Below are 24,321 nucleotides of genomic sequence, written 5' to 3' on the forward strand. Positions count from 1 at the left end.
AACCCCGGGCTGGGCGCCGCGGGTGGACCCGGGGACGGGGACCCGGCCACCGTGGCCGTTTTGGGGGGATTGGTGCGCGCCGGCCCCGCGCCGCCGCGGTGGGCTGTGGGGGCCCGCAACGCGGTGGCCGCCGCTGTGGCGGCCACGGAATCGCTCCGCGACGGATCCCGGCCCCACCCGGTGCCCGGCGTGGATCAGGCGGTCGCCGCCCGCTTGTAGCGGCGGCCGCACCCCGGCGCGCTGCCGGGGAGCACCACAGCACCACAGCACGACACCCCGGACCGGCGAGGGCAAGTCGCCGGCCCGGGAGGCACCGAAACACCCCCACATTTCGAAGGAGAACCAATGCGAAAAGCCCTGCTCGCGGCCGCGGCCGCCGTCGCCTCCGCGGTCGTACTCGCCGGCTGCTCATCCAACACCGGTGACAGTTCGGATGCCGCTGCCGATCATAACCTCTCGGCCAGCATCTCCTACGCGTTCTGGGACGTGAACCAGAAGCCCGCGATGGAGGCCCTGATCAAGGACTTCAACAAGGAGTATCCGAACATCAAGGTGACCACCCAGATCACGCCGTACCAGAACTACTTCACCAAGCTGCAGACCCAGGGCTCGTCCAAGACCCTGCCGGACGTGTTCTGGATGAACGGCCCCAACTTCCAGCTCTACGCGTCCAACGGGCTGCTCGAGCCGATCGGCTCCGGCATCGACCCGTCGAACTATCCGAAGGCGCTGGACGACCTCTACAGCTGGGAGGGCAAGCAGTACGGCGCCCCGAAGGACTTCGACACCATCGGCGTCTACTACAACAAGGCCGTCTTCGACAAGGCGGGCGTGGCCTACCCGACCGCCGACTGGACGTGGGACGAGTTCCACCAGAAGGCCAAGCAGATCTCCGACAAGCTGAAGGCGCAGGGCGTCTACGGCGTCGCCAGCGGCCTCTCCGGCGGTCAGGAGATGTACTACAACACCATCCTGCAGGCCGGCGGCTCGATCATCTCGGACGACGGCAAGAAGTCGGGCTACGACGACCCCAAGTCGATCAAGGGCCTCCAGTTCATCCGCGATCTGGTCGCGGACGGCTCGTCGCCGACCCCGTCGCAGCTCTCCGACACCCCGCAGGACCAGTGGTTCATCAACTCCAAGTCGGCCATGATCTGGTCGGGCACCTGGCTCAACTCCGAGCTGCTCGCCTCGCCGATCAAGAACACCATCGCGCTCGCGCCGCTGCCGAAGGACGAGCGTCAGGCGACGGTCATCCACGGTCTGGCGAACGTCGTCGCCAAGGACTCGAAGAACAAGTCGGCGGCGATCGCGTTCCAGACCTACCTCGCCGGCAAGCAGGCCGCGGAGACGCAGGCGAAGATGGGCGCGGCGAACCCCGCGTTCAACGGCACCCAGCAGGCGTTCGTCGACACCGCGCCGTGGGACCTGAACATCTTCGAGAAGGCCGCGGCCGACTACTCCTTCCCGTACCCGATCTCCAAGAACACGGCGGCGTGGAACAAGGCGGAGAACGACCTGCTGCCCGACGCGTTCAGCGGTAAGAAGCCGGTCGAGGAGGTCGCGAAGGAGCTCGCCAAGCAGATGAACGCCGACCTCGCCAAAGAGTGACGATGTCCACTCAGACGATCACGAAGGGAGCGGGCGCCGCGCAGGCGGCGCCCGCCACCCCGGGCGTGCGAGCGCCGCGGGGCACGAAGCGCCGGCGGCGCAACGACTGGCTGTGGGCCGTGCTGTTCGTCGGCCCGCTGCTGTTCGGCGTCCTGGTGTTCTACATCTGGCCGATCTTCCGCAACGCCTACTTCAGCTTCACGACGTGGGGCGTGTTCGGCGGCGCGACCTGGAGCGGCCTGACCAACTACCAGCAGATGCTGGCCGACCCCGACTTCTGGCGGTCGATCCTGAACACGCTCATCTACGTCGGGATCCTGCTGCTCGGGATCCCGGTCGCCGTGTTCTTCGCCGCCCTCATCAACCGGCCGGGGCTGCGCTTCGCCGCCGCGTACCGCACGGCGTTCTTCCTGCCGTACGTCGCGATGCCCGCCGCGGTGGCGATGGTCTGGCGCATCATCTTCAACGGCGACTTCGGCGTCATCAACTACGCGCTCTCGCTCGTGGGCATCAAGGGCCCGAACTGGCTGAGCACCGAGTGGTTCGCGCTGATCGCGGTCGGCGTGGTCGGGATGTGGATCTCGCTGGGCTTCAACCTGATCGTGCTCTCCGCCGGCATGAAGAGCATCCCGCCGGAGATGTATGAGGCGTCGTCGCTGGACGGCGCGAGCCGGACCAGGCAGTTCTTCTCGATCACCGTGCCGCTGCTGACCCCGTCGATCTTCTTCGTCTCCGTGATGACCGTGATCACCGGCTTCCAGCTGTTCGACCTGCTCTACGCCCTGATGGGGACGCAGAACCCGGCGATCAACCAGACCCAGTCGCTGGTGTACCTGTTCTTCGCGCACCAGCAGACCGGGGACAACGGCTACGCGGCGGCGGTCGGCGTCGCCATCCTGGTGCTGGTCGGCGCGTTCACGATGCTCCAGTTCCGCATGCAGAAGAGGTGGGTGAACTATGTCTAGCTCCGTCGCCGCGCGCCCCCGCGCCGGCAGTGCGCGCAACCGCAACGGCCTGACGCACGTGGTGCTGATCATCGCCTCCGTGCTGATGATCTTCCCGTTCGTCTGGCAGATCCTGATGTCGCTGGCGACGAACGCGCAGGTGACGAGCGTCCCGCCTACCGTCTGGCCGGGCCAGCTGCACTTCGAGAACTTCGCGCACGTGTTCGACCAGCTGCCGTTCCTCAACCAGCTCTGGGTCTCGGTCGCGGTGACGGTGATCAGGACCGTCGGCCAGCTGCTGCTGTGCTCGATGGCCGGGTACGCATTCGCCAGGATGGAGTTCCCGTTCCGGCGGACCATCTTCGCGCTGGTCCTCGCCATCCTGATGGTGCCGCCGCAGGTCTACCTGCTGCCGCAGTACCAGATCGTCCAGGGCCTCGGCTGGCTGAACACCATCGCCGGCATCGCGGCCCCTGGCATCTTCAGCGCGTTCGGGACCTTCCTGATGCGGCAGTTCTTCCTCGGCCTGCCCGACGAGCTCGCCGAGGCGGCCCGCCTGGACGGGGCCAACCAGTTCCAGATCTTCTGGAAGGTGATGCTGCCGCTGGCCAAGCCGGGGCTCTCCGCGCTCGCGATCATCACGGTGCTCGCCTCCTGGAACGACCTGCTGTGGCCGCTGATCGTGGCGACGGACTCCACCCAGATGCCGCTCGCGCCCGGCATCGCGACCCTCACCAGCCAGCGCTCCATCCCGGACTACCCGCTGCTGCTGGCGGCGAGCCTGCTCGCGATGGCGCCGGTCCTCATCCTGTTCCTCATCATGCAGCGGCGCGTCATCGACGGCATCGCCTTCTCCGGCATGAAGTGACGACCCCAGAAAGGCACAGCACGTGAACACCCTTCGAGTCGGCCTGATCGGCGCCGGCGGGATCTCCCGCGTCCACGCGGACGGCTGGCGCGCGCTCGGCGCGACCGTGACCGTGTACTCGCACGAGGGCGCGCAGGCGCTCGCGGACGCGTACGGCTTCTCCGTCGCCCCCGCCCTGGACGCGCTGATCGCCGCGAGCGACATCGTCGACATCGTCACCCCCACCCCGAGCCACGCGCCGCTCGCGCTCACCGCCATCCGGGCCGGCAAGCACGTCGTGTGCGAGAAGCCGCTCGCGGGCAGCACGGACGAGGCGCGGGCGGTCGTGGACGCGGCCCGCGCGGCCGGCGTCCGGCTGTTCCCCGCGCACGTCGTGCGCTACTTCCCGGAGTACGCGCAGGTGCGGCAGCAGGTCGCGTCCGGGCGGATCGGGGAGCCCGCCGTGCTGCGCTTCGTGCGCGGCGGCGAGGCGCCGCGGGCCGGCTGGTTCCACGACGAGTCCGCAGGCGGCGGCATCGTCCGCGACCAGATGATCCACGACCTCGACCAGGCGCTCTGGCTGGCCGGGGACGTCGTGCGCGTCTACGCGGTGCGCAGCCGCCGGGTCGTTGACGCGGTCGCCCCGGACGCGGTCACGGCCCACGTCGTGCTCACCCACGCGAACGGCGCGCTCAGCCACGTGCAGGGCAGCTGGGGTCCGCGCGGGATGCTGTTCCGCACCAGCGCGGACATCGCGGGTTCGGCGGGCACGCTCGCCATCGACTCCAGGGACACGCCGAGCACGGTGGACATCCCGGCGGCGCACGACGGCGACGGCTACCTGCCGCCGCCGACCCACGCGGTCAGCCCGTACACGGCGCAGCTGCGCGACTACGTCGCCGCGATCGCCGAGGGCAGGGACGCGCGGGTCACCGCGGAGGACGGCATCCGTGCCGTCGCCGTGGCGGAGGCGGCGATGGAGTCGCTGCGCACCGGAGCACCCGTCGAGCTGGACCTCGCCGCGGCCGTGCTCCCGCTCGCCGCCGCCGAGGCGGTCGGCGCATGACCGAGGAACAGACCACGAAGGAGACCATGAGCATCCCCACCGACCGGCCGCTCAAGGTGGCCGTGCTGTCGTTCGCGCACACCCACGCGATCGGCTACTGCCGGGCACTGGCCGGGCGCGACGACATCGAGCTGGTGGCCGCCGACCCGGACGGCGACGCGGCGCCCGACGAAGCCCCGCGCGGGCGGGAGCTGGCCGACGCGCTCGGCGTCCGCTACCTCGACAGCTACGAGGAGGCGCTCGCCTGGGGCCCGGACGCGGTGATCGTCACCGCGGAGAACGTGCGGCACCGGCCCCTGGTGGAGGCGGCGGCCGCGGCGGGCGCGCACATCCTGTGCGAGAAGCCGCTGGCGACGACGGTCGAGGACGCCGAGGCGATGCTGGCGGCGGCCGAGAGGGCCGGCGTGACCCTGATGACGGCCTACCCGGTGCGATTCGCTCCGGCGTTCGCCGACCTGGTCCGACGGGTGCGCGCCGGCCGGCTCGGCACGCTGCTCGCGGTCAAGGGCACCAACAACGGCAAGCTGCCCTCCGACCGCGCCTGGTTCACCGACGCCGCGCTCTCCGGCGGCGGCGCGCTGGTCGACCACGTCGTGCACTGCGCCGACCTGCTCGACGAGCTGCTCGCCGAGCAGCCGGCCACGGTGCACGCGGTGTCCAACCGCATCCTGCACCCGGAGGCGACGGTGGAAACCGGCGGGCTGGTGACCGCCGTCTACGACAGCGGGGTCATCGCGACGATCGACTGCTCGTGGAGCGTTCCGGACTCCGCCTCGACGTGGGGCGGGCTCACGCTGCAGGTGATCGGCACGCGCGGCTCGGTGACGATCGCGCCGTTCGCGCCGCACGTCGCCGGCCAGACGGTCGACGGCCCGGTGTGGGAGCCGACCGGCGACGACCTGGATGCCGCGATGATCGCCGAGTTCATCGACGCGGTGCGCTCGGGGCGCCCGGCCCGCCCGGACGGCGCGGTCGGCCTGCGCACGCTGCGGGTCGTGGATGCGGCCCGGCGTTCGGCGGCGAGCGGGCAGGTCGTCGCTCCGGTCGGCTGACTCCGATGTCGGCGGTGCCGGCGGCGGTGCGGGTCAGCGGTCGCGCGCGATGACGGAGAAGTCCTTCTCGCCGTCGCCGGCCTCGACGGCGCGCTGCAGTTCGGCGGCGACCAGGGCCACCGCCGGCAGGGGAGCGTCGGAGGTCGCGAGCATCAGCCGGGTGTCCTTGGCGAGGGCGGCGGCGGAGAACTGGGCGTCGTCGAACGCGCCAGCAGTCACCGGCTGACCCTTCATCGCGGCCATCGGCGCGATGGCGGTGAGGGAGAGGGTCCGCAGCACCTCGTCGCCGTCGAGACCGGCGGCGCGGCCCAGCCGGAGCGACTCGGAGAGCGCCTCCATCGACACGGCGAGGGCGAGGTTCGCGACGAGCTTCGAGGCGGCGGCCTTCGGTGCGGCGTCGAACAGGCGCAGCTTGTCGGGGTCCGCCCACAGCGCGACGATCCGCCTGGCCTCGCGGGCGGCGTCGTGCTCGCCGCCGATCAGCACGGCGAGCGCTCCCGCGCGCGCCGGCGCGAGCGAGCCGACGACGGGGGAGTGCACGTAGCGGATGCCGGCAGCGTCCGCGAAGCCGGCGAACGCCTCCGCGTCGGCGGGCGCGACCGTCGTCACGTCGATCCAGAGAGCGCCGGGACGCCACGGCAGGCCGCCGTCGACGATCACCTCGCGCACGGTCTCCGGCCCGAACAGGACGCTGACCACGGCCTCCGCGCCGTCCACGGCCTCTGCGGCCGTGGACGCGATCCTGGCGCCGCGGCGGCCGATCGCCTCGGCGGGTCCGGGCGAGCGGTTCCACGCGGTCACGCGGTGGCCGGCGTCGATGAGGTGCGGGACGAGCTCGCGGCCCATCCGGCCGAGCCCGAGGAATGCGATGTCCATGGCGCCCACTCTCCACCGGGGCGGGACGCGGCGGAAGGGGTCAGAGCGCCGCGCGCTCGCGCTCCAGGAACATCCGTTCCGTCGCGTTCCCGCACAGCCGCAGCGCCTCGTCGTATGCCGCGGCGGCATCCGCTGTCCTGCCGAGCCGGCGCAGCAGCCCGGCCCGGACGCCGTGCAGCACGTAGAAGTCCGCGAGCGCGTCCCTGACCGGATCGACCGCGGCGAGCCCGGCGGCCGGTCCGTCCACCTCCGCGACCGCGACGGCGCGGTTGAGGGCGACCACCGGCGTCGGCTGCACGCGCAGCAGCTGGTCGTAGAGGGCGAGGATCTGCGGCCAGTCCGTCTCCGCTGCGGTCGGCGCGTCGTCGTGCACGGCCTGGATGGCCGCCTGCAGCTGGTAGGCGCCCGGCCGGCCGCGGGCCAGGCAGCGGCGCACGATGGCGTGGCCCTCGGCGATCCGCGCGGAGTCCCAGAGCGACCGGTCCTGGTCGGGGAGGGCGACCATCGCGCCGTCGGGGGTGAGCCTGGCCGGCCGCCGCGCATCCACGAGCAGCAGCAGCGCGAGGATGCCGTGCACCTCCTCCTCGTCCGGCAGCAGCTCCGCGAGCAGACGCGCGAGCCGCAGCGCCTCGTCGCACAGCTCGTCGCGCACGAGCCGGTCGCCGCCGGACGCGGTGTAGCCCTCGCTGAAGATCAGGTAGACGACCGCAAGCACCGAGTTCAGCCGCTCCGGAAGCCGATCGGCGGCGGGGATGCGGTAGGGGATGCGCGCATCCCGGATCTTCGCCTTCGCGCGGGATATCCGCTGTGCGAGGGTCGCCTCCGGCACCAGGAACGCGCGCGCGATCTCCGCCGTCGTCAGCCCCCCGATCAGGCGCAGGGTGAGCGCGACCCGCGCCTCCGGCGACAGCGCAGGGTGGCAGCAGGTGAAGATCAGCCGCAGGCGGTCGTCCCCGATCGGGTCGGCGACGGGTCCCCGCTCGGGGTCGGCGCCTGCGAGCAGCTCGACGGCCTGCGCCTCGCGCTCCCGGCCGACGGCCTCGCGGCGCAGCCGGTCGATCGCGCGGCGCCGCGCCGTGAGGATGATCCAGCCGGCGGGGGCGGCGGGGACGCCGTCGAGCGGCCAGCGCTCGGCGGCGACCGCGAACGCCTCCTGCACCGCGTCCTCGGCCCGGTCCAGGTCGCCGAGGGCGCGGTACAGCACGGAGACGGCCCGGCCGTACTCGGCCCGGAAGACGGCGGCGACGGCACCGGGCGAGGCGTTCGCGGTCACGGGATGCTCCGTCCGCGGGTCAGGCGAACGGCCTGACCTCGATCGGCAGCGTGGTGGCGACGGCGAGCCTGCGCCCCCACTCCATCGCCGCGTCCAGGTCGGGCACGTCGACGATCGTGAAGCCGCCGAGGTGCTCCTTGCCCTCGGCGAAGGGGCCGTCGGTCACGAGCACCTCGCCGCCCTGCGGCCGCAGCACGGTCGCGGACGACGGCGGCAGCAGCCCGTTCGAGAACACCCACGCGCCGGCGGCCCGCATGTCCGCGTTGAGGGCGTCGAGGTCGCGGCCGATCGCCGCGAGGGCCTCCTGCTCCGGGACGGGGCCGTCCGGCTGGTAGACACTGAGCAGGTACTGGGTCATGATGTCTCCTTCTCTCTCACCGTCTACACGAACGGCAGGGGGAGTTCTCGACATCATGCCGCGGATTCGCCCACCCGCTCCAGCCGCGCGACGCCGATCGGCGGGTCCCCCCCTCGCGACGACGGACGGGTCTTGTGGAGGCAATGGGCCGAGGGAAGACTGGGGCGGACCGGACAGCGACGTGCCGGACGCCCGCGACCGAGGAGGAACAGTGGAGTACAAGGACATTCCGACCAAGGCCGACATCGAGAGGATCGCCGCCTTCCGCGAACAGGGCTGCGTCAGCATCTACCTGCCGACGGGAACGACGCCGCCGGAGGCCGATCGCGCGCGCATCGAGCTGAAGAACCACCTCGCGCAGGCGGTCAAGGCGCTCGAGACGCTCGGCGTGCCGCGTGCACGCGTCGCCGCGGTGCAGGCCGAGGGCGAGACCATCCTCGAGGACAGGGACTTCTGGCGCTACCAGTCCCGGTCCCTCGCCGTCTTCCTCGACGGCGAACTCGCCGAGACCTTCCGCCTCCCGAACCGGCTGACCAGCGTCTGCGAGGTCGCCGACCGGTTCTACGTCAAGCCGCTGCTGCGTGCGGTCACCTTCCCGCAGTCCGCGCTCATCCTCGCGCTCGCGCAGAACTCGGTGCGGCTGATCAAGATCGACCCGGAGGCGCCCGCTGTCATCGTCGACGTGGACGGGATGCCGAGCAACGTCGCGGCGGCCGTCGGCCTGACCACGATCAGCGGCCGCTCCGCGGAGGGCCGCATCCAGGGTTCGGAGGGCCAGAAGGTGCGGATGCTGGAGTACGTGCAGGCGATCGAGCGCGCGCTGCACCCACTGCTGGCGAACTCCACCGAGCCGCTCATCCTCGCCGCCGCCGAGCCGCTCACCGGCATCTTCCGCGGCGCGAGCGACTACCCGCACCTGGTGGAGGAGACGATAGCGGGCAACCCGGAGGAGAAGACAGAGGAGGAGCTCGCCGCCGCCGCCCGGCACGTCCTGGACAACCTCTACGCGGGCAAGGTCGCCACGCTCAAGGACGCCTTCGAGACCCGCATCGCGGCAGGGACAGCGCTCGTGGACATGAGCGACATCGCGCGCGCGGCGACGTTCGGGGCGGTGGAGGCGCTGGTCTTCGACATCGACGCCAGAGTGCCGGGCACGATCGACGACGAGACCGGCGCGATCGCCTACGCCGCCGACGACGCGCCGGGTCACTACGGCGTCACCGACGAGATCCTCCGCCGCTCGCTCGCCTCGAAGGCGCGCGTCTACGCCCTGCGCGCCGAGGACGTCCCCGGCGGCGGCCCCGTCGCCGCCACCGTCCGCTTTCCCGTCTGACGCCCGCGCCCTGCCCCGCAGCCATCGCTTCCGGAGTTGTTCACGCTCGCGCGCGGCGTGTCGCGTGAAGAAGTCCGGAACGGATGGCGTGGGAGCCGAGGAGGGGGGCGCTAGCGGCGGGCGTCGAGGGCGAGCACCAGCGACTCCTGCACGCCGGCCAGCCAGTCGTAGACCGCGCGCTGCAGCGCGGAGGACGCGTCGTGGATGTCGCCGTCGTCGCCGTCCTGCACGATCCCGAGCCGGGCGGCGAGCACCAGCCGGATGTCCGTGATCGCCCGCAGCCAGGCGACGGCCTGCCCGTCGTCCAGCCGCACCTCGACGGTCCCCGCGCCGCCGTGCGCGAGGGTCTCCGCGACGACGCGCGCGTTCAGCGCCTTGCGTTCCGCGATGCCGGCGGCGGTGAAGCGGCGGAACTCGGCCGACGCGTCCGGGTCGTCGGGGTACGCGTCCGGCAGCAGGCGCAGCACAGCGGGGTCGAGCGCGGCGGCCCCGGCGCCCTCGGCGGCCGCGGTGGCGATGGCGCCCGCCTCGCCGGACAGCTGCACGAGCAGGTCGACCTCGTCGCGGTCGAACCGTGCCCGCACGGTGCCGTCCTTCGCGGCGCGGAACGGCTTCACGCGTCCGCCTTCGTCAGCGTGGCCCAGAGTCCGTAGTCGTGCATGGCCTCCACGTGCCGCTCCATCTCCTCGCGCGTTCCGGTCGCGACGACGGCCTTGCCCTCGGTGTGCACGAGCATCATCAGCCGTTCGGCCTCCGCGCGCGGGTAGCCGAAGTAGCTCTGGAAGACATGCGTCACGTACGACATCAGGTTCACCGGGTCGTTCCAGACGATGGTGACCCACGGCGACCCGAGTTCCAGCCGTTCCTCCACCCCCGTCTCCTCCAGCGTCGAGGCGTCCGTCATCCGGCGGGCACCTCCGCGGCCGGCCGCGCCGCGCGCACCTCGGCGATCGCGTCCGCCGCCCGGACGAGCGCGAGGTGGGTCAGCGCCTGCGGGGTGTTCCCCGCCTGCGACCTGCCGTCGATGTCGTACTCCTCCGACAGCATCCCGACGTCGTTGGCGAGGCCGAGCAGGCGGTCCATCAGCCGCTCGGCGTCCTCGATCCGGTGCGAGCGCGCGTACTGCTCGACCAGCCAGAACGAGCACGCGAGGAAGGGATGCTCGCCGGGCGGCAGGCCGTCGACGCCGGTGTCCGTGCGGTAGCGCAGCACCAGCCCGTCGCGCATCAGGTCCTCCTCGATCGCGCGCACGGTGCCGAGCATCCGCGGGTCGTCGAAGGCGCAGTAGCCGACCTGGGGGAGCAGCAGCAGGGAGGCGTCGAGCTCCCGGCTGCCGAACGTCTGCACGTAGCTGCCGCGGTGCTCGTCGTAGCCGTTCGCCTCCAGGTCAGCGCGGATCTCCGCCTGCAGCCGGCGCCAGCGCTCGACCGGGCCGCTCAGCCCGTACTCCTGCACGCCGCGGATGGCGCAGTCGAACGCCGCCCAGACCAGCGCGCGCGAGTGCGTGAACGCCTTCGGCTCGCCGCGGATCTCCCAGATGCCGTGGTCCGGCTTGCGCCAGTTCTCCTCCAGGAAGCCCATCAGCGCCCGCTGCAGCGCCCACGAGAACCGGGTCTCCGGCACCCCGGCGCTGCGCCCGCGGTCGAGGGCGATCATCACCTCGCCGATCACGTCCGCCTGGAACTGGGTGGACGCGTCGTTGCCGATCCGCACCGGACGCGCGCCCTGGTAGCCGGGGAGGCTCGCGATCTCGCGCTCCGCGAGGTCGCGCTCGCCGGCCAGGCCGTACATGATCTGCACGTCGGCCGGGTCGCCGGCGACCGCGCGTAGCAGCCAGTCCCGCCAGTGGTCGACGTAGTCCGCGTAGCCGTGCGAGAGCAGCACGCCGATCGTGAGCGACGCGTCCCGCAGCCACACGTAGCGGTAGTCCCAGTTGCGCTCGCCGCCGAACGCCTCGGGCAGCGATGTGGTGGCGGCGGCGACGATGCCGCCGGTCTCCAGGTGGGTCAGGGCGCGGAGCAGGATGAGCGAGCGCACCACCTGGTCCCGGTACGGACCGTCGTGGTCGCAGCCGGAGGCCCAGTCCGTCCACCAGCTCCGGGTCTGCGCGAGCGCCTTCTCGACGTCGACCGCCTCCGGTGCCGCGCGGTGCGAGGGGAACCAGGTCATCGACAGGTCGACCGTCTGCCCGGCCGTGACCGTGAAGGTGCCGTCGTGCGAGTGGTCGGCGGCCTGCAGCGCCGGCCCGCGGAAGACCAGGCCGTCCGGGCCGGCGACCGCGATCAGCGCCGGCGGGGTCTCCGCGCTCTCCTTGCGGACCCACGGGATGGCCGTCGCGTAGCCGAACCGGATGCGCAGGTCCTGGCGCATGGTCACCGTGCCGCGGACGCCGCGCACCCGGCGCACCAGGTCGGCGCGGTGGTCGCCCATCGGCATGGCGTCGATCACCTCGACCTCGCCGTCCGCGGTCCGCCAGCGGGTGACCAGGATCATCGTGTCGCGCTCGTACTGCCGCGTGCTCGTCGCGGTGGGATCGGCGGGCGCTACCAGCCAGCGGCCGTGGTCCTCCGTCCCGAGCAGCGCCCCGAACGTGGACGGGGCGTCGAAGCGCGGCAGGCACAGCCAGTCGATGCTGCCGTCGGACCCGACGAGCGCTCCCGTGAAGCAGTCACCGATCAGGGCGTAATCCTCGATGGGGAGCGACATGATTCCAGTATGGCCGTACTGTGATGGGCATGACGCAGTCCGTAGGCACTCTGGTGATTCTCGGAGCGAGCGGCGATCTGTCGTCCAGACTCCTGCTCCCGGCCGTCGGCCAGCTGCTCACGAACCACCCGGAACGGCGCTTCCACCTGGTCGGCTCCGGCATGGAGGACTGGACGGACGCGCACTGGCGCTCGGTGGTGAAGGCGAGCTTCGCGACCACCGGCTCCACGGGCCCTGCGGTGGACCGGCTTCTGAAGGACACACGTTACGTGCAGGCCGATGTCACCGACCCGGACGACCTCACCCGCGTGCTCGCCGCGGCCGACGGCGCTCCGGCGCTCTACTTCGCGCTGCCGCCCGCGATCACCGCGAAGGCCTGCAGCGCGCTGCAGCGCATCGACCGGCCCGCCGGCCTCACGCTCGCCCTGGAGAAGCCGTTCGGCGTCGACAAGCGCAGCGCGATCGCGCTGAACGCCCAGCTGGCGAAGCTCGTGCCGGAGGAGCGCATCCACCGCATCGACCACTTCCTCGGCCGTTCGACCGTGCTGAACCTGATCGGCCTGCGGTTCGCCAACAGCATCCTGGAGCCGCTCTGGAACAGCGACCACATCGAGCGCGTCGACATCGTCTACGACGAGACCCTGGGCCTGGAGGACCGCGCACGCTACTACGACGGGGCGGGCGCCCTCGTCGACATGATCCAGAGCCACCTGCTGCAGGTGCTCGCCGTGCTGGCGATGGAACCGCCGTCCTCGCTCGACGCGACGGACCTGCGCGACGCGAAGGCGACCGTGCTGCGCGCCACGCGCGTGCGGCGCGGGAGCCCGAAGGAGGCGAGCAGGCGCGCGCGCTACACCGCGGGCGAGATCGACGGCAGGGCACTGCCGTCCTACGCCAAGGAGCCGGGCGTCGACCCGTCCCGGCACACGGAGACGCTCGCGGAGCTGACGGTGCAGATCGACACCTGGCGCTGGGCGGGGGTCCCGTTCACGCTGCGCTCCGGGAAGGCGCTCGGAACCCGGCGCAGGGAGATCGTGGTGACCTTCCGTCCGGCCAGGCACATCCCGGTGGGGCTGAAGGGGACCAGGGAGCCGACGAAGCTGCGGGTCATGCTCGCGCCGGATGCGATGTCCCTGGAGCTGAACGTCAACGGCCCCGGCGATCCGCGCGAGATCGAGCGGGTCGCTCTGGAGGCCGAGTTCGGTCCTGGCGAACTGAACGCCTACGGTGAGGTGCTGGAGGGCATCCTGGACGGCGATCCGACGCTGTCGGTGCGCGCGGACACCGCGGTGGAGTGCTGGCGGATCGTGGCGCCGGTGATCACCGAGTGGGGCAAGGACGAGGTCCCGCTGCAGAGCTACCGGGCCGGCTCCGAGGGGCCGGCGTCCTGGCCGAAGCTGGGCTGAGCGGCGGCGCTACGCGGCCGGGCGCTCGACGTGCTCGACCGCGGGGATCTCGCCGGTGACCGGCTTGCGCAGGTCGGTCCACACCGTGATCGGGGCGGGCTCCCACGCCATCGCCGCCGGCTCCTCCTGCTCGACCGGCTCCTCGGCCGCCGGCTCGGCGACGTGCGCCGGCTCGGAGGCGAGGTGCTGCGGCGCGGAGGGGACGGCCGCCTGCGCGACGGGCTCGCCCGCCTGCAGCCGGTTGCGCGCATCCACGATCGCGGCGGTGATGTCGACCGCGACCGACTGGGCGAGGATCGAATGGAAGATGGCGTCGGTGTCGTCGGCGGAGCGACGGTTGACCGTCCACTCGCCGTTCTCTCCGATGAGCTCGGCCACCGTGGTGTGCACGAGCTCGAGGATCTGTGCGTCCGTCAGCTGAGGGACCGGCGCCGCCGGAACCTCGGCGGCGGCGTGCCGCCTACGACCAAACATGGCGCAACCCCTTCCGATTCGGATGTCACACCAAGTGTCCTGCCCGTGAGCCTCCGAAACGCGCGGACACGCCGCACGATCAGCGGAATTCCGCCGATCTCGGTGGTGTCAGCCGTGCAGCTGCCTGTCCTCGGCCTCGCGGGACTCCTGCACGACCGTGCCGACCGCGATCACGAGGGAGAGGGCCGCGCTGATCCACATCAGCGGGACCCGCCAGTCCCTGGGGCCGCTCTTGGTCGTCTGGATCGTCGTCCACAGGCCGATCGCCGCGCTGATGATGGCCCCGTTGAAGATGAACTTGCGCATCCGCGTCCTTTCGCTCGTCCCGTAGCGTACGCTTCCCTTCGGCGCGTCGGGCGTGGAGGGATGACAGGAGGCGGATGAAGACCGCGATCGTAGGCGCTGCTCTGCTCGTGCTCGGACTGGTCGCCGTCGCGACGGGGCTGCTCCCGCTCGCCGACGCGGCGGCCCTGTGGGACCGGGTCTGGCCCATCCTGCTCTTCGTGGTCGGGGTGACCGTCGTCACCGAGTTCGCCGCGGAGGCCGGGGTGTTCACGCAGGTCGCCCAGCTCACCGCGCGCTGGGGCGGCGGCCGCGGCTGGCTGCTGTGGCTGCTCGTCGTCGTCGTCGCCGCGCTGAGCACGGTATTCCTGTCGCTCGACACCACCGCGGTGCTGCTGACGCCCGTCGTGATCGTCCTGGCCAGGCACGCCGGGCTGAACCCGCTGCCGTTCGCGCTCACCACGGTGTGGATGGCGAACGCCGGATCCCTGCTGCTCCCGGTCTCCAACCTCACGAACCTGCTGGCCCAGCACGCGATGGGCGACCCGACACCGGCCGCGTTCGCCGCCCTGATGGCCGCACCGGCGATCGTCGCGATGGTCGTGCCGATGATCGTCGTCTTCCTCGTCGCCCGCCGCTCGCTGCTGGTGCGCTACAGCACGGGCGAGGAGGAGCGGATCGGCGACCCCGTGCTGTTCTGGGTGAGCGCGGCGGTGGTGGTGGCGCTGCTGCCGCTGCTCGTCTCCGGCATCCCGGTGTGGATCCCCGCGTGCGCCGGTGCGCTGGTCCTGCTCGCGGTGTTCCTGGTGCGGTGCCGGAGCGTGATCCGCTTCGGCCTCGTGCCGTGGCAGCTGGTGCTGCTCGCCTCCGGGCTCTTCCTGTTCATCGAGGCGCTGCATGCCAACGGGCTCGGCGCGCTGCTGGCCCGGGTCTCGGGGACGGGGGAGGACCCGCTTGCCCTGCTTCGGCTCTCCGTCACGGGCATGGTCGGAGCGAACGCGGTGGACAACCTGCCCGCCTACCTCGCGCTGGAGCCGGCGGCGGGCAGCCCTGTCCGGCTGGCGGCGCTGCTGATCGGCGTGAACGCGGGCCCGCTGATCACCCCGTGGGCGTCGCTGGCGACCCTGCTCTGGCACCAGCGCCTCACGTCGTTCGACGTGGAGATCCGCTGGCGGCGCTACATCCTGCTCGGCGCGATCGTCGCCCCGGTCACGGTCGTGCTCGCGACGCTCGCGCTCGCCGCGACCGTCTGACCGCTCTCCGGTCACTGAGGCGCGCATCGCAACCATCGCTTCCGGAGTTGTGCACGCCATTACGCGGCGTGTCGCGTGAAGAACTCCGGAAGCGCTGGCGGGGAGGGGCGAGCATCACTCGGCCGGGAGCAGCTGGGCCGCGCTGACCACCCGCCTGCGGGCGATACCGAGCAGGGCGAGCCCGAAGCCGAGCCCGGCCCAGAGCAGCAGTCCGCCGAGGCCCCGCCAGACGCCGCTCGTCCCGTCCACGACGCCCTGCAGCGCCGTGATGGCGGGAGCGGTCGGAAGCCAGCCGAGCACGCCGTCGAAGAAGCCGGGGGCGGTGGAGACGATGCCGGAGGCGAGGGTCACGACGACCACGAGCATCGACAGGAACCTCCCGACGCCGCCGAGCAGCGCGACCAGCCCGTGGTTGACGGCGGCGAACGCGACCCCGACGGCGACGGCGACCCCCGCGAACGCGAACCAGTGGCCGACGTCGAGCTGCATCGCCGGCTGCATGATCGCGGCCACGAGCACGCCCTGGACGGCGCCGAGCGCGGAGGCCGGCAGGAGGCCGTCGAGGGCGATGAGGCCCGCCGCTCGCGAGGTCAGCAGCGCGCGCCGCGAGATCGCCTGCAGCACGAGGAACGTCGCCAGGGCGCCGAGCCAGAGCGCGACGGACGCGAACAGCGGGATGCTGGAGGTGCCGAACGCGGTGTTGCCCGACTCCTTCTGGGTCACCGGCTGCGAGGCGACGGAGGCGAGGTTGGTGCGCTCGCCGCTGTCGTAGCTCGGCAGCTGCGCGACCGCCTTCTCGAGCCCGGAGGCCAGGGAGGCGGCACCGGCGGCCGACTGCTGGGCGCCGGACGCGAGCTGCGGGACCTTGTCCGCGAACTCCCGGACGCCCGCCGCGTACTGCGAGGCGCCGTCCGCGGACTGCTGGACGCCGGAGGCGAGCTGGTCGGCCCCGGAGGCGGACTGGGCGACGCCGGAGGCGAGCTGCTGGGCGCCGGAGGCGGACTGGGCGAGGCCGGTCACCAGAGGCTGCGCTTTCGTCGCTGCCTCGTTCGCACCGCTCTGCACCCCGAGCGCGTAGCCGATGCCCTCCTTGAGACCCTGGGTGTTGTCGTTGATCGCCTGGCACAGCGCGCCGAGCGCGGGCGAGGCGACGATCGCGGCGGGCGTGCAGTTCTGCTGGGCGGCCGTCCAGATGTTCGTCGTGGCGGTGGTGACCTTGGCGGCCGATGTGCCCGCCGCGCCGGCGAGCGAGGTGAAGCCCGCCGGGATGTCCTTGGCACCGGAGGCGGCCGTGCCCAGCCCGTCCGCCAGTCCCTGCGCCCCGCCCGAGAGCTGCCCGAGCCCGCTCGACAGACCGTACGCCCCGTCGGACAACTGTCTCAGCCCGCTCGCGAGCTGGTCGGCGCCCGAGCTGAGCTGGGTCGCGCCCGCCGAGAGCTGCTGCGTGCCGCCGGCGAGCTGCGTGAGCCCGTCGGAGAGCTTCGCGGCTCCCGTCGCCGCCTGGCCGATCTGGTCGTGCAGCGTGTTGAAGCCCACGTAGACGTTCTGCAGGTAGGTGGAGGTGAGCTGCTTGTTGAGGACCGAGGTCGCCGTGGACGTCACCGCCTGGCTGATCGCCGGGTCGACGAGCTTGGACTTCTGGCTGGTGCGGACGTCGATGGTCGCCTGGGTGGCCTCGCCGGCCTGCCCGGCCGTCGAGGTCGCCGCCTTCGAGAAGTTCTCCGGGATCGTGACCACCGCGACGTAGCTGCCGTCGGCGATGCCCTTGTCCGCGTCCTTCCGGTCGGTGAGCACCCACGAGAAGTTGTCGTGCTCGGTGTCGAGGAGGCCGGCGGCCATCTGCCGGCCGAGCGGGACGGTCTGGCCGTTGAGCTTCACCGGCTGGTCGAGGTTGACGACGGCGGCCTTGACGTCGCCGAGCCGCTCGGTGGGGTTCCACAGCGCCCAGACCAGCAGGCCGCCGATCACGAGCGGGACCAGGATGAGGCCGGCGATGGTGAGCCAGGTGATGCGCTTGTCGGAGCGCATCCGCTCGAGGGAGAACAGCGATCCGGGACGGCGGAGGTTCGGGGTGGTCATCGGGCGTTCGCCTTCTCCAGGTGTGCGGCGGGCAGGTCGGTGCGGTCGGTGCGCGCGGCGGCGTGCGTCGCGCCGGCGGGGTCGGCGCCGAGGCGGATGTCGCTCGGCTCGACGCTCTCGGGCAGCAGGTCGTCCAGCTGGGACGGGTCGACGCAGCTCACCACGATCGCGAAGGGACGGTCGGCGCTCCGCGCGGCGGTCAGGGCGGCGGCGAGCTCGGCGCGGATGCGCCGGCGCTCGACCGGGTCGGTCAGCGCGTCGACGGCGTCCAGAGCGAGCAGCTGCGGACGAGCCGCCAGCGCGCGCCGCACATCCTCGACCGGGGTCTCTGCGGCGTCCAGCCGGACGACGGCGGTGCGGGAGCGGACCGCGGCGGCGCGGGTCGGCAGCACGAAGCCGGCCACCTTCATCGTGCCGCTCGCCGGCCTGGTGCGTCCGGTCACGGCCATCAGCAGGGCGAGCGCCGCCGTGCGGTCGGGGCCGTGCACGACGAGCGCCTCGCCGTCGCCGAGCCGGAACGAGACGTCCCGCAGCAGCGGGCGGCGGCGCGCCGAGACGCCGAGCCCGTCGGCGGCGGCGACCAGGCGCGCCCCCGGCTCCGGCCACTCGGCCAGCTCGAGCTCCTTCTGCAGCCCGTCGCCCTCGACGTCGAACGAGGGCAGGATGCGGTCGAGCCAGCGCGGCATCCACCACGCCTTCTCGCCCAGCAGCTGCAGGACGGCGGGGACGAGGGTCATCCGCACGATGAACGCGTCGACGAACACGCCGACGGCGAGGCCGAGCGCGATCGGCTTGATGGAGGTGTCGCCCTCCGGCACGAACGCCGCGAACACCGAGATCATGATGATCGCGGCCGCGGTGACCACCTTGGCGGAGCCGACGAAGCCGCTCTGCACCGCCCGGCGGGCGTCGCGGCCGTGCACGTAGTCCTCGCGGATGCGGCTGACCAGGAACACCTCGTAGTCCATCGCGAGCCCGAACAGCACGCCCATCAGGATGATCGGCATGAAGCTGATCACCGGTCCGGTCTTGTCCACGTGCAGCGCGTCCGCCAGCCAGCCCCATTCGAACACCGCGGTCACGGCGCCGAAGGCGACCCCGACCGACAGCAGGTAGCCGAGCGCGGCCTTGATCGGGACGGCGATCGACCGGAACACCATCGTCAGCAGCACGAGCGAGAGCCCGACGACGAGGATCCCGAATGGCAGCAGAGCGCCGCCCAGCCGGTTCGACACGTCGATCTGCGCCGCCGTCGTCCCGGTGACCTTCAGGTCGACGCCGTACTCGTCGAGGAAGTGCTGATGCTTCGCGCGCAGCTCGGAGACCAGCTCGGCCGTCTTGGGGTCGTCGGACGCCGTGGTCGGGATGACCTGGACGATACCGGTGTCCGCGTTCTGGTTCGGGGTCGCCAGGGGCACGGCGGAGACGCCGGGCAGGTCGGCGATCTCGGCGCCGATCTTGTGCATCAGGCCGACGGGGTCGGTGCTGGAGATGATCGAGCCGGTGACGATGAGCGGGCCGTTGTAGCCGGGGCCGAAGTGCTCGGACACCAGGTCGTACGCGATGCGCGCCGGGTCGGATTTCGGGTGCGTCCCGGCGTCCGGAAGTGCGAGGCGCAGCTGGAGCGCGGGGAGCGCGGCGATCCCGAGCGCCACGACCACGGCGACGATGGTGACGATGGGGAAGCGCGTCACGCCGCGCACCCAGGTGCGGAACGGGCCCTTCGGGATCTCGGCGGTCGCGGCGTGCGCGAGCGACGGCGCCGCGCCGGGGGAGGGGGACGTTGCGGGAACCGGGGAGTCCGCGGCGCCCGCGGCGGCGACGCCGGCCTCCGCGCTCGCCGCGGCGGCCCGCGCCCGTCGTGCCGCTCGCCTGGCGGCGCGGCGGCCCGGGGTGATCCTGGCGCCGGCGAAGCCGAGGAACGCGGGCGTCAGCGTGAGCGCGACGAGCACAGCGACGGCGACGGCCACCGAGGCGGCCAGGCCCATCGTCGTCAGGAACGGGATGTTCGCCACGGCCAGCCCGGCGAGCGCGATGATCACGGTGATCCCGGCGAAGAGCACGGCGGAGCCGGCAGTCGCCACCGAGCGGGCAGCGGACTCCTCCGGATCGACGCCCGCTTTCAGCTGGCTCTGATGGCGGGAGATGATGAACAGCGAGTAGTCGATGCCGACAGCCAGGCCGAGCATCAGAGCGAGCATCGGCGTCGTCTGCGAGATCGAGCCGAAGATCGTCGCCAGGAAGATCAGCGCCATCGAGAGCCCGACGCCGAGCAGGGCGGTCGCCAGCGGCATCCCCGCCGCGATGATCGAGCCGAACGTGACGATGAGGACGATCAGCGCGATGCCGACGCCGATCAGCTCGGTCGCCGACAGGCTCGGCAGGCTCTGCGAGAAGACCTGGCCGCCCACGGCGACCTGGGAGCCCTCCGGCAGCGCCTTCTCCAGTGCGGCCCCCGCGTCCTTGAGCGCCGTCTTCGTCTCGGGCGTGACGGTGGTCTGCTGGCCCTTCAGCTGCACCTGGACGATGGCGGCGGACCGGTCGTCGGAGATCAGGTTCTTGACGGTCGTGCTGTAGGGGGAGTTGGCGCCGGAGACGCCGTCCACCTTCGCGATGTCGGCGACCGCGTCCTCGACCGGCTTCTTGACGTCGGCGTCGTCGACCGTTCCGCCCTTCGGGGCGACGACGACGATCTGCGCGCTCGTCCCGCTCACCTGCGGGAACGTGCGGCTCAGCGTGTCGAGCGCCTCCTGCGACTCGGTGCCGGGGATGCTGAACGAGTCGTCCGTCCCCTGGTTGAACGCCACGGCCCCTCCGCCCAGCAGGACGAGCAGCAGGAGCCACAGCGAGAGGACCAGCTTGCGGGCACGGAAGGCCCAGCGGCCGATCGAATACAGGAGCGAGGACACGCGTTCTCCAGCGGATAGGTGACCAGGGAAGTTTCGATACACCGTTGTATCCGATTCCCGACTGTATCCGATACACTGGTGTATCGAAAACCCGACTCAGGAAGGTTTCAGCTTGGACAGCACAGCTCTCAGAGATGCCGCAAGCGAGGACGCTCCCGTCGAGTCCGCGCGCCGGCAGAAGACCCGCGCACGCCTGCTCGATGCGGCGTTCGACGTCTTCGCCGAGCACGGCGTTCGCGCGGCCAGCGTCGAGATGATCACCGAGGCCGCCGGGTTCACGCGCGGGGCGTTCTACTCCAACTTCTCCACCAAGGAGGAACTCTTCTTCGCGCTGATGGAGCGCGAGAAGACGATGCGCATCGAGCAGCTGAACGCCGGTGTCGAGCAGTTCCTGCGGCCGCTGGTCGGCGCAGGGGGCGGCGAGCTCGGCGACGCCGAGGTGATCGACACCATCACGCGCATCCTCGAGCTGCAGTCCGACGACAGGCGCTGGTGGCTCGTGCAGTCCGAGTTCCTGCTGCTGGCACTGCGCGATCCCGCTATCTCCGCCGACTTCCTGCGCTATCAGGACGGCTTCTTCCACGACCTCACCGAGGTCGTGGTGGCGGCGCTCGCCAGCGCCAGGCGGCGGTTCACGATCGAGCCGGAGGAGGCCGTCCGCGTGATCGCGGAGCTGTGCGCGAACGGCGAGGCCAGAGCGCTGCTCTCGGGCGACGAGCGGCCGTTCGCGGAGCGCCTGTCGGAGTCGGTGCCCGCGATCCTGCTCGCGCTCACGGAGCAGATCTGAAGCGGATCCGAAGCCGGGTGTGATCGAACATCAAGCCCGCACGGGTACGCTCGTGCGGATGCGACGTCCAGCCCACCCGAGACTCCTGGCCGCCCTTGGCGCAGCCGTGTTCGCGCTCGCCGTGTCCGGATGCGCGGCGGCGGGCGGAACACCGGAGGCGACGCCCCGGCCGCTCGCGGCGACACCCGCTCCGACGCCGACGGCCGACCCGTTCCCGCGCGAGCCGCTGACCGCATCCACGCGCTACGTCGCCCTCGGCGACTCCTTCGCCGCGGGCATGGGCGCCGGCGACGAGAGCGGCAAGTGCAGGCAGAGCAACTACAGCTACCCGGCCGACTTCGCCAAGACCGCAGGCGTCGACCTGGTGGTGAACGCCGCGTGCGCCGGCGCGACCACCTCCGACCTGCTCAAGCACCAGCTGATCGCGCTGGACGACCGCACCGACCTGGTCACGGTCAGCGTCGGCGGCAACGACCTCGGCGTCGCGGCGATCGCCTCGGACTGCGCGGCGGGCAAGGCGGTCGCCTGCCGCAACGGCGTCTCGTCGGCGCTGTCCCTGCTGAACGTGCTTCCCGACCGGCTCGAGACCGTCTACAGCGCGATCGCGCAGGCCGCTCCGAACGCCAGGATCGTCGTCACCGGCTACGCGCTGATGTACGACAACACCGACACCGGCTCGCCGGACTTCGGGACGGCGACGGCGATCAACGCCGCGACCATCGGCCTCAACCAGACCATCAAGGACGCCGTCGACGCCCAGCGCGCCAAGGGCGTCCCGATGACCTACGTCGGCGTCGACTTCCTCGGCCACGGGATCGGCACGAAGAAGCCATGGCTGAACGTCAGCGGCGAGGATGCGTTCCACCCCACCGCCGCCGGCTACCGCGAGTACGCGAGGGAGCTGGCCAAGCTGCTCGGCTCCGCCCAGTAGGCGCGGGTCAGCTCGCCGCCGCGGAGGCGTGCTGGCGCGCGAAGGCCAGCGTCTCGACCAGCATCGCCCGGCGCTCGGCGTCGGTGCGCGCCTTGCGGGTGTTCACCTCGGCGACGACCGAGCCGCTCCATCCCGTCGCCGCGAGCCTGCTCAGCACCGCGGCCACCGGCTGGCTTCCCCGGCCGGGCACGAGGTGCTCGTCGAACACGCGGGCCTCGTCGAGCGCACCGGAGCCGTCGCACAGATGGATGTGGCGGAGCCGATCGCCGAGCGCCGAGGCGAACTCCAGCCCGTCCAGGCCGCTCAGGGCGGCGTGCGAGAAGTCCAGCGTGACGTCGTCGCAGTCCATCGGCAGCGGGTTCCAGCCGGGGGAGTACGCGGCCATCGAGCGCCCGGCGACCTTCCACGGGAACATGTTCTCGACGGCGATCCGCACGCCGGACGCCGCGACGGTCTCGCGGACGATGCCGAGGAACCCGTCGGCGTAGTCGGACTGCCAGCGGAACGGGGGATGCACGACGACCGTGTCCGCCCCGACGGCCGCCGCGAGCTCGGCGGAGCGCTCGAGCTTGACCCGGGGATCGCGTCCCCACACGAAGTGCGTCAGCAGCAGGACGGGCGCGTGGATGCTGAGCACCGGGATCCCGTAGCGATCGGAGAGGCGCGCGAGCGACGACGCGGACTGCGTCGCCTCGTCGCGCGTGACCATCACCTCGACGCCGTCGAAGCCGAGCTCGGCGGCGGTCCGGAACGCCTCCTCGAGCCCGAGCGGGTAGACGCAGGTGGTTCCCATGCCCATGCGCATCACAGCCACACTCTAATCTCGGCCGCTGAACGGGCCGTGTCCGGGCGGAGAACGCCCCGCGAGGGGGTTGAACCACGCTGGTACTGTGACGGGTATCCCGCACTGAAGCACTCGATCGAGGGAGTTGACCGACCATCAGCACGCCGCCCGCCCATAATCCGTCCGAGACCTACGACCTGGTGATCGTCTCCAACCGGCTGCCCGTCGACCACGTGGTCGACGAGTCGGGAGAGGCGAGCTGGCGGCCGTCGCCCGGCGGTCTGGTGACGGCGCTGCAGCCGGTGATGCGCGCCCAGGACGGCGTCTGGATCGGCTGGGCCGGCGTCGCGGACGAGACGTTCGACCCGTTCGAGGCGGACGGCATCCACATCCTGCCGGTCCCGCTCAGTGAGCAGGAGCTGCAGGAGTACTACGAGGGCTTCTCGAACGACACGCTCTGGCCGCTCTACCACGACGTGATCGCGCAGCCGAGCTACCACCGCGAGTGGTGGGAGACCTACGTCACGGTCAACCGCCGGTTCGCCGAGGCCGCCGCATCCGTCGCCGCCAGGGGCGCCGTCGTCTGGGTGCACGACTACCAGCTGCAGCTCGTCCCCGCGATGCTGCGGGAGACGCGTCCCGACCTCGTGATCGGCTTCTTCAACCACATCCCGTTCCCTCCCTACGGCATCTACTCGCAGCTGCCGTGGCGGCGGCAGATCATCGACGGGCTGCTCGGCGCGGACGTGATCGGCTTCCAGCGCGTCGCCGACGCCGGCAACTTCTCGCGCGCGGTCCGCCGGCTGAAGGGCTACGAGACCCGTGGCCCGATCATCGAGGTGCCGATCGACAGCGACGACCCGGAAGCCGGGTCGCACCGCCACGTCACCACGAACCGGCACGGGGGACTGGTGCGGACGGTGCTCGCGCGCGCCTTCCCGATCTCCATCGACGCCGACCAGTACCAGGACCTCGCCCGCCGTCCCGAGATCCAGGCGCGGGCGCGCGAGATCCGGGAGGAGCTGGGCAACCCCGAGAAGATCATGCTCGGCGTCGACCGGCTGGACTACACGAAGGGCATCGGCCACCGGCTGAAGGCGTTCGGCGAACTGCTGGAGGAGGAGCGCCTGAGCGTCGAGGACGTCACGCTCGTGCAGGTCGCCAGCCCCAGCCGCGAGCGGGTCGAGACGTACCGCCAGCTGCGCGACGAGATCGAGCTGACGGTCGGCCGGATCAACGGCGACTACTCCACCCTCGGCCACACCGCCATCGCCTACCTGCACCACGGCTACCCGCGCGAGGAGATGGTCGCCCTCTACCTCGCCGCCGACGTGATGCTGGTGACCGCCT

22 protein-coding genes are annotated in these 24,321 nt (G+C 71.8%); 11 read left to right on the plus strand and 11 right to left on the minus strand.

Annotated elements, in window-relative coordinates; translation table 11 throughout:
- The first annotated feature begins 345 nt into the window (after positions 1-345).
- The 5 genes from ACTHMF_RS18730 to ACTHMF_RS18750 are packed head-to-tail and all read left to right on the plus strand — an operon-like array spanning position 346 to position 5,520.
- The gene (locus tag ACTHMF_RS18730; RefSeq protein WP_314146696.1) at positions 346-1,611 is read left to right on the plus strand and encodes an ABC transporter substrate-binding protein; all 1,266 of its coding nucleotides are present in this window, start codon (positions 346-348) and stop codon (positions 1,609-1,611) included.
- A gap of 2 nt (positions 1,612-1,613) precedes the next feature.
- On the plus strand, positions 1,614-2,576 hold the full coding sequence (locus tag ACTHMF_RS18735; RefSeq protein WP_314146695.1) for a carbohydrate ABC transporter permease: 963 nt from the start codon (positions 1,614-1,616) through the stop codon (positions 2,574-2,576).
- Positions 2,569-3,423 (plus strand): carbohydrate ABC transporter permease, encoded by an 855-nt coding sequence (locus ACTHMF_RS18740; protein ID WP_440319697.1) that lies wholly within the window; start codon positions 2,569-2,571, stop codon positions 3,421-3,423. Before ACTHMF_RS18735 ends, ACTHMF_RS18740 begins: the two co-directional genes overlap by 8 nt.
- Before the next feature lie 22 nt (positions 3,424-3,445).
- Positions 3,446-4,468: a Gfo/Idh/MocA family protein gene (locus ACTHMF_RS18745; RefSeq protein WP_440319699.1), complete on the plus strand. Its 1,023-nt coding sequence runs from the start codon at positions 3,446-3,448 to the stop codon at positions 4,466-4,468.
- Positions 4,465-5,520: a Gfo/Idh/MocA family protein gene (locus tag ACTHMF_RS18750; protein ID WP_440319701.1), complete on the plus strand. Its 1,056-nt coding sequence runs from the start codon at positions 4,465-4,467 to the stop codon at positions 5,518-5,520. The genes ACTHMF_RS18745 and ACTHMF_RS18750 overlap by 4 nt, the downstream gene beginning before the upstream one ends.
- Positions 5,521-5,553: 33 nt before the next feature.
- On the opposite strand, the gene ACTHMF_RS18755 is transcribed toward ACTHMF_RS18750, so the two are convergent.
- From ACTHMF_RS18755 to ACTHMF_RS18765, 3 genes are read right to left on the minus strand one after another with little or no spacing between them, the layout of a single operon-like run.
- The gene (locus tag ACTHMF_RS18755) at positions 5,554-6,396 is read right to left on the minus strand and encodes an NAD(P)-dependent oxidoreductase (protein ID WP_314146691.1); all 843 of its coding nucleotides are present in this window, start codon (positions 6,394-6,396) and stop codon (positions 5,554-5,556) included.
- Between the two features lie 40 nt (positions 6,397-6,436).
- Complete coding sequence (locus ACTHMF_RS18760) at positions 6,437-7,669, minus strand: RNA polymerase sigma factor (RefSeq protein ID WP_440319703.1); 1,233 nt, start codon at positions 7,667-7,669, stop codon at positions 6,437-6,439.
- Between the two features lie 19 nt (positions 7,670-7,688).
- Positions 7,689-8,027: a YciI family protein gene (locus tag ACTHMF_RS18765; protein ID WP_440319705.1), complete on the minus strand. Its 339-nt coding sequence runs from the start codon at positions 8,025-8,027 to the stop codon at positions 7,689-7,691.
- Between the two features lie 211 nt (positions 8,028-8,238).
- On the opposite strand from ACTHMF_RS18765, the gene ACTHMF_RS18770 reads away from it, so the two are divergent.
- The gene (locus ACTHMF_RS18770; protein ID WP_440319707.1) at positions 8,239-9,360 is read left to right on the plus strand and encodes a baeRF8 domain-containing protein; all 1,122 of its coding nucleotides are present in this window, start codon (positions 8,239-8,241) and stop codon (positions 9,358-9,360) included.
- A gap of 110 nt (positions 9,361-9,470) precedes the next feature.
- On the opposite strand, the gene ACTHMF_RS18775 is transcribed toward ACTHMF_RS18770, so the two are convergent.
- Genes ACTHMF_RS18775 through ACTHMF_RS18785 form a run of 3 tightly spaced genes read right to left on the minus strand, consistent with a single transcriptional unit; the run spans position 9,471 to position 12,066 of the window.
- Positions 9,471-9,977, minus strand: coding sequence for a DUF2017 family protein (locus ACTHMF_RS18775; protein ID WP_440319709.1), 507 nt, complete (start codon positions 9,975-9,977; stop codon positions 9,471-9,473).
- A complete protein-coding gene (gene clpS / locus ACTHMF_RS18780; RefSeq protein ID WP_440319711.1) occupies positions 9,974-10,264 on the minus strand; it encodes an ATP-dependent Clp protease adapter ClpS in 291 nt (96 codons plus the stop codon). Before clpS ends, ACTHMF_RS18775 begins: the two co-directional genes overlap by 4 nt.
- Positions 10,261-12,066: a glycoside hydrolase family 15 protein gene (locus tag ACTHMF_RS18785; protein WP_440319713.1), complete on the minus strand. Its 1,806-nt coding sequence runs from the start codon at positions 12,064-12,066 to the stop codon at positions 10,261-10,263. The genes clpS and ACTHMF_RS18785 overlap by 4 nt, the downstream gene beginning before the upstream one ends.
- A gap of 29 nt (positions 12,067-12,095) precedes the next feature.
- On the opposite strand from ACTHMF_RS18785, the gene ACTHMF_RS18790 reads away from it, so the two are divergent.
- Positions 12,096-13,472, plus strand: coding sequence for a glucose-6-phosphate dehydrogenase (locus ACTHMF_RS18790; RefSeq protein WP_440319715.1), 1,377 nt, complete (start codon positions 12,096-12,098; stop codon positions 13,470-13,472).
- A 9-nt stretch (positions 13,473-13,481) separates the two neighbouring features.
- Here ACTHMF_RS18790 and ACTHMF_RS18795 read toward each other — a convergent pair whose 3' ends face one another.
- Together ACTHMF_RS18795 and ACTHMF_RS18800 are read right to left on the minus strand one after the other, a co-directional pair.
- A complete protein-coding gene (locus ACTHMF_RS18795) occupies positions 13,482-13,946 on the minus strand; it encodes a hypothetical protein (protein ID WP_314146676.1) in 465 nt (154 codons plus the stop codon).
- Between the two features lie 108 nt (positions 13,947-14,054).
- Complete coding sequence (locus tag ACTHMF_RS18800; protein ID WP_314146675.1) at positions 14,055-14,252, minus strand: hypothetical protein; 198 nt, start codon at positions 14,250-14,252, stop codon at positions 14,055-14,057.
- A 74-nt stretch (positions 14,253-14,326) separates the two neighbouring features.
- On the opposite strand from ACTHMF_RS18800, the gene ACTHMF_RS18805 reads away from it, so the two are divergent.
- Positions 14,327-15,481 (plus strand): SLC13 family permease, encoded by a 1,155-nt coding sequence (locus ACTHMF_RS18805; RefSeq protein WP_440319717.1) that lies wholly within the window; start codon positions 14,327-14,329, stop codon positions 15,479-15,481.
- A gap of 114 nt (positions 15,482-15,595) precedes the next feature.
- On the opposite strand, the gene ACTHMF_RS18810 is transcribed toward ACTHMF_RS18805, so the two are convergent.
- Positions 15,596-17,560 carry a YhgE/Pip family protein gene (locus ACTHMF_RS18810; protein ID WP_440319719.1) on the minus strand — a complete coding sequence of 655 codons (1,965 nt, stop codon included), beginning with the start codon at positions 17,558-17,560 and terminating at the stop codon, positions 15,596-15,598.
- Complete coding sequence (locus ACTHMF_RS18815) at positions 17,557-20,469, minus strand: MMPL family transporter (RefSeq protein WP_440319720.1); 2,913 nt, start codon at positions 20,467-20,469, stop codon at positions 17,557-17,559. Before ACTHMF_RS18815 ends, ACTHMF_RS18810 begins: the two co-directional genes overlap by 4 nt.
- 112 nt (positions 20,470-20,581) lie before the next feature.
- Here ACTHMF_RS18815 and ACTHMF_RS18820 point away from each other — a divergent pair, with 112 nt between their 5' ends.
- Both ACTHMF_RS18820 and ACTHMF_RS18825 read left to right on the plus strand, forming a co-directional pair.
- Positions 20,582-21,256 carry a TetR/AcrR family transcriptional regulator gene (locus ACTHMF_RS18820; RefSeq protein WP_440319722.1) on the plus strand — a complete coding sequence of 225 codons (675 nt, stop codon included), beginning with the start codon at positions 20,582-20,584 and terminating at the stop codon, positions 21,254-21,256.
- 58 nt (positions 21,257-21,314) lie between these two features.
- Positions 21,315-22,187, plus strand: coding sequence for an SGNH/GDSL hydrolase family protein (locus tag ACTHMF_RS18825; RefSeq protein ID WP_440319723.1), 873 nt, complete (start codon positions 21,315-21,317; stop codon positions 22,185-22,187).
- Between the two features lie 7 nt (positions 22,188-22,194).
- Here ACTHMF_RS18825 and ACTHMF_RS18830 read toward each other — a convergent pair whose 3' ends face one another.
- Positions 22,195-22,992, minus strand: a complete 798-nt coding sequence (locus ACTHMF_RS18830; protein WP_314148851.1) for a sugar phosphate isomerase/epimerase family protein — start codon at positions 22,990-22,992, stop codon at positions 22,195-22,197.
- 179 nt (positions 22,993-23,171) lie between these two features.
- On the opposite strand from ACTHMF_RS18830, the gene ACTHMF_RS18835 reads away from it, so the two are divergent.
- Positions 23,172-24,321 (plus strand): alpha,alpha-trehalose-phosphate synthase (UDP-forming) (locus tag ACTHMF_RS18835; RefSeq protein ID WP_440319725.1); only part of this gene is annotated, 1,150 nt, incomplete at its 3' end.

Origin of the sequence: Leifsonia sp. (assembly GCF_051955155.1) — a bacterium.
Taxonomy (GTDB): domain Bacteria; phylum Actinomycetota; class Actinomycetes; order Actinomycetales; family Microbacteriaceae; genus Leifsonia.

Bases quoted from the DNA above. Each gene is read 5' to 3' on its own strand.
- ACTHMF_RS18825 (WP_440319723.1), top strand. From the start codon at position 21,315: ATGCGACGTCCAGCCCACCCGAGACTCCTGGCCGCCCTTGGCGCAGCC.
- ACTHMF_RS18730 (WP_314146696.1), top strand. From the start codon at position 346: ATGCGAAAAGCCCTGCTCGCGGCCGCGGCCGCCGTCGCCTCCGCGGTC.
- clpS (WP_440319711.1), bottom strand. From the start codon at position 10,264: ATGACGGACGCCTCGACGCTGGAGGAGACGGGGGTGGAGGAACGGCTG.
- ACTHMF_RS18755 (WP_314146691.1), bottom strand. From the start codon at position 6,396: ATGGACATCGCATTCCTCGGGCTCGGCCGGATGGGCCGCGAGCTCGTC.
- ACTHMF_RS18790 (WP_440319715.1), top strand. From the start codon at position 12,096: ATGACGCAGTCCGTAGGCACTCTGGTGATTCTCGGAGCGAGCGGCGAT.
- ACTHMF_RS18810 (WP_440319719.1), bottom strand. From the start codon at position 17,560: ATGACCACCCCGAACCTCCGCCGTCCCGGATCGCTGTTCTCCCTCGAG.
- ACTHMF_RS18805 (WP_440319717.1), top strand. From the start codon at position 14,327: ATGAAGACCGCGATCGTAGGCGCTGCTCTGCTCGTGCTCGGACTGGTC.
- ACTHMF_RS18735 (WP_314146695.1), top strand. From the start codon at position 1,614: ATGTCCACTCAGACGATCACGAAGGGAGCGGGCGCCGCGCAGGCGGCG.
- ACTHMF_RS18795 (WP_314146676.1), bottom strand. From the start codon at position 13,946: ATGTTTGGTCGTAGGCGGCACGCCGCCGCCGAGGTTCCGGCGGCGCCG.
- ACTHMF_RS18765 (WP_440319705.1), bottom strand. From the start codon at position 8,027: ATGACCCAGTACCTGCTCAGTGTCTACCAGCCGGACGGCCCCGTCCCG.
- ACTHMF_RS18785 (WP_440319713.1), bottom strand. From the start codon at position 12,066: ATGTCGCTCCCCATCGAGGATTACGCCCTGATCGGTGACTGCTTCACG.
- ACTHMF_RS18830 (WP_314148851.1), bottom strand. From the start codon at position 22,992: ATGCGCATGGGCATGGGAACCACCTGCGTCTACCCGCTCGGGCTCGAG.
- ACTHMF_RS18800 (WP_314146675.1), bottom strand. From the start codon at position 14,252: ATGCGCAAGTTCATCTTCAACGGGGCCATCATCAGCGCGGCGATCGGC.
- ACTHMF_RS18750 (WP_440319701.1), top strand. From the start codon at position 4,465: ATGACCGAGGAACAGACCACGAAGGAGACCATGAGCATCCCCACCGAC.
- ACTHMF_RS18740 (WP_440319697.1), top strand. From the start codon at position 2,569: ATGTCTAGCTCCGTCGCCGCGCGCCCCCGCGCCGGCAGTGCGCGCAAC.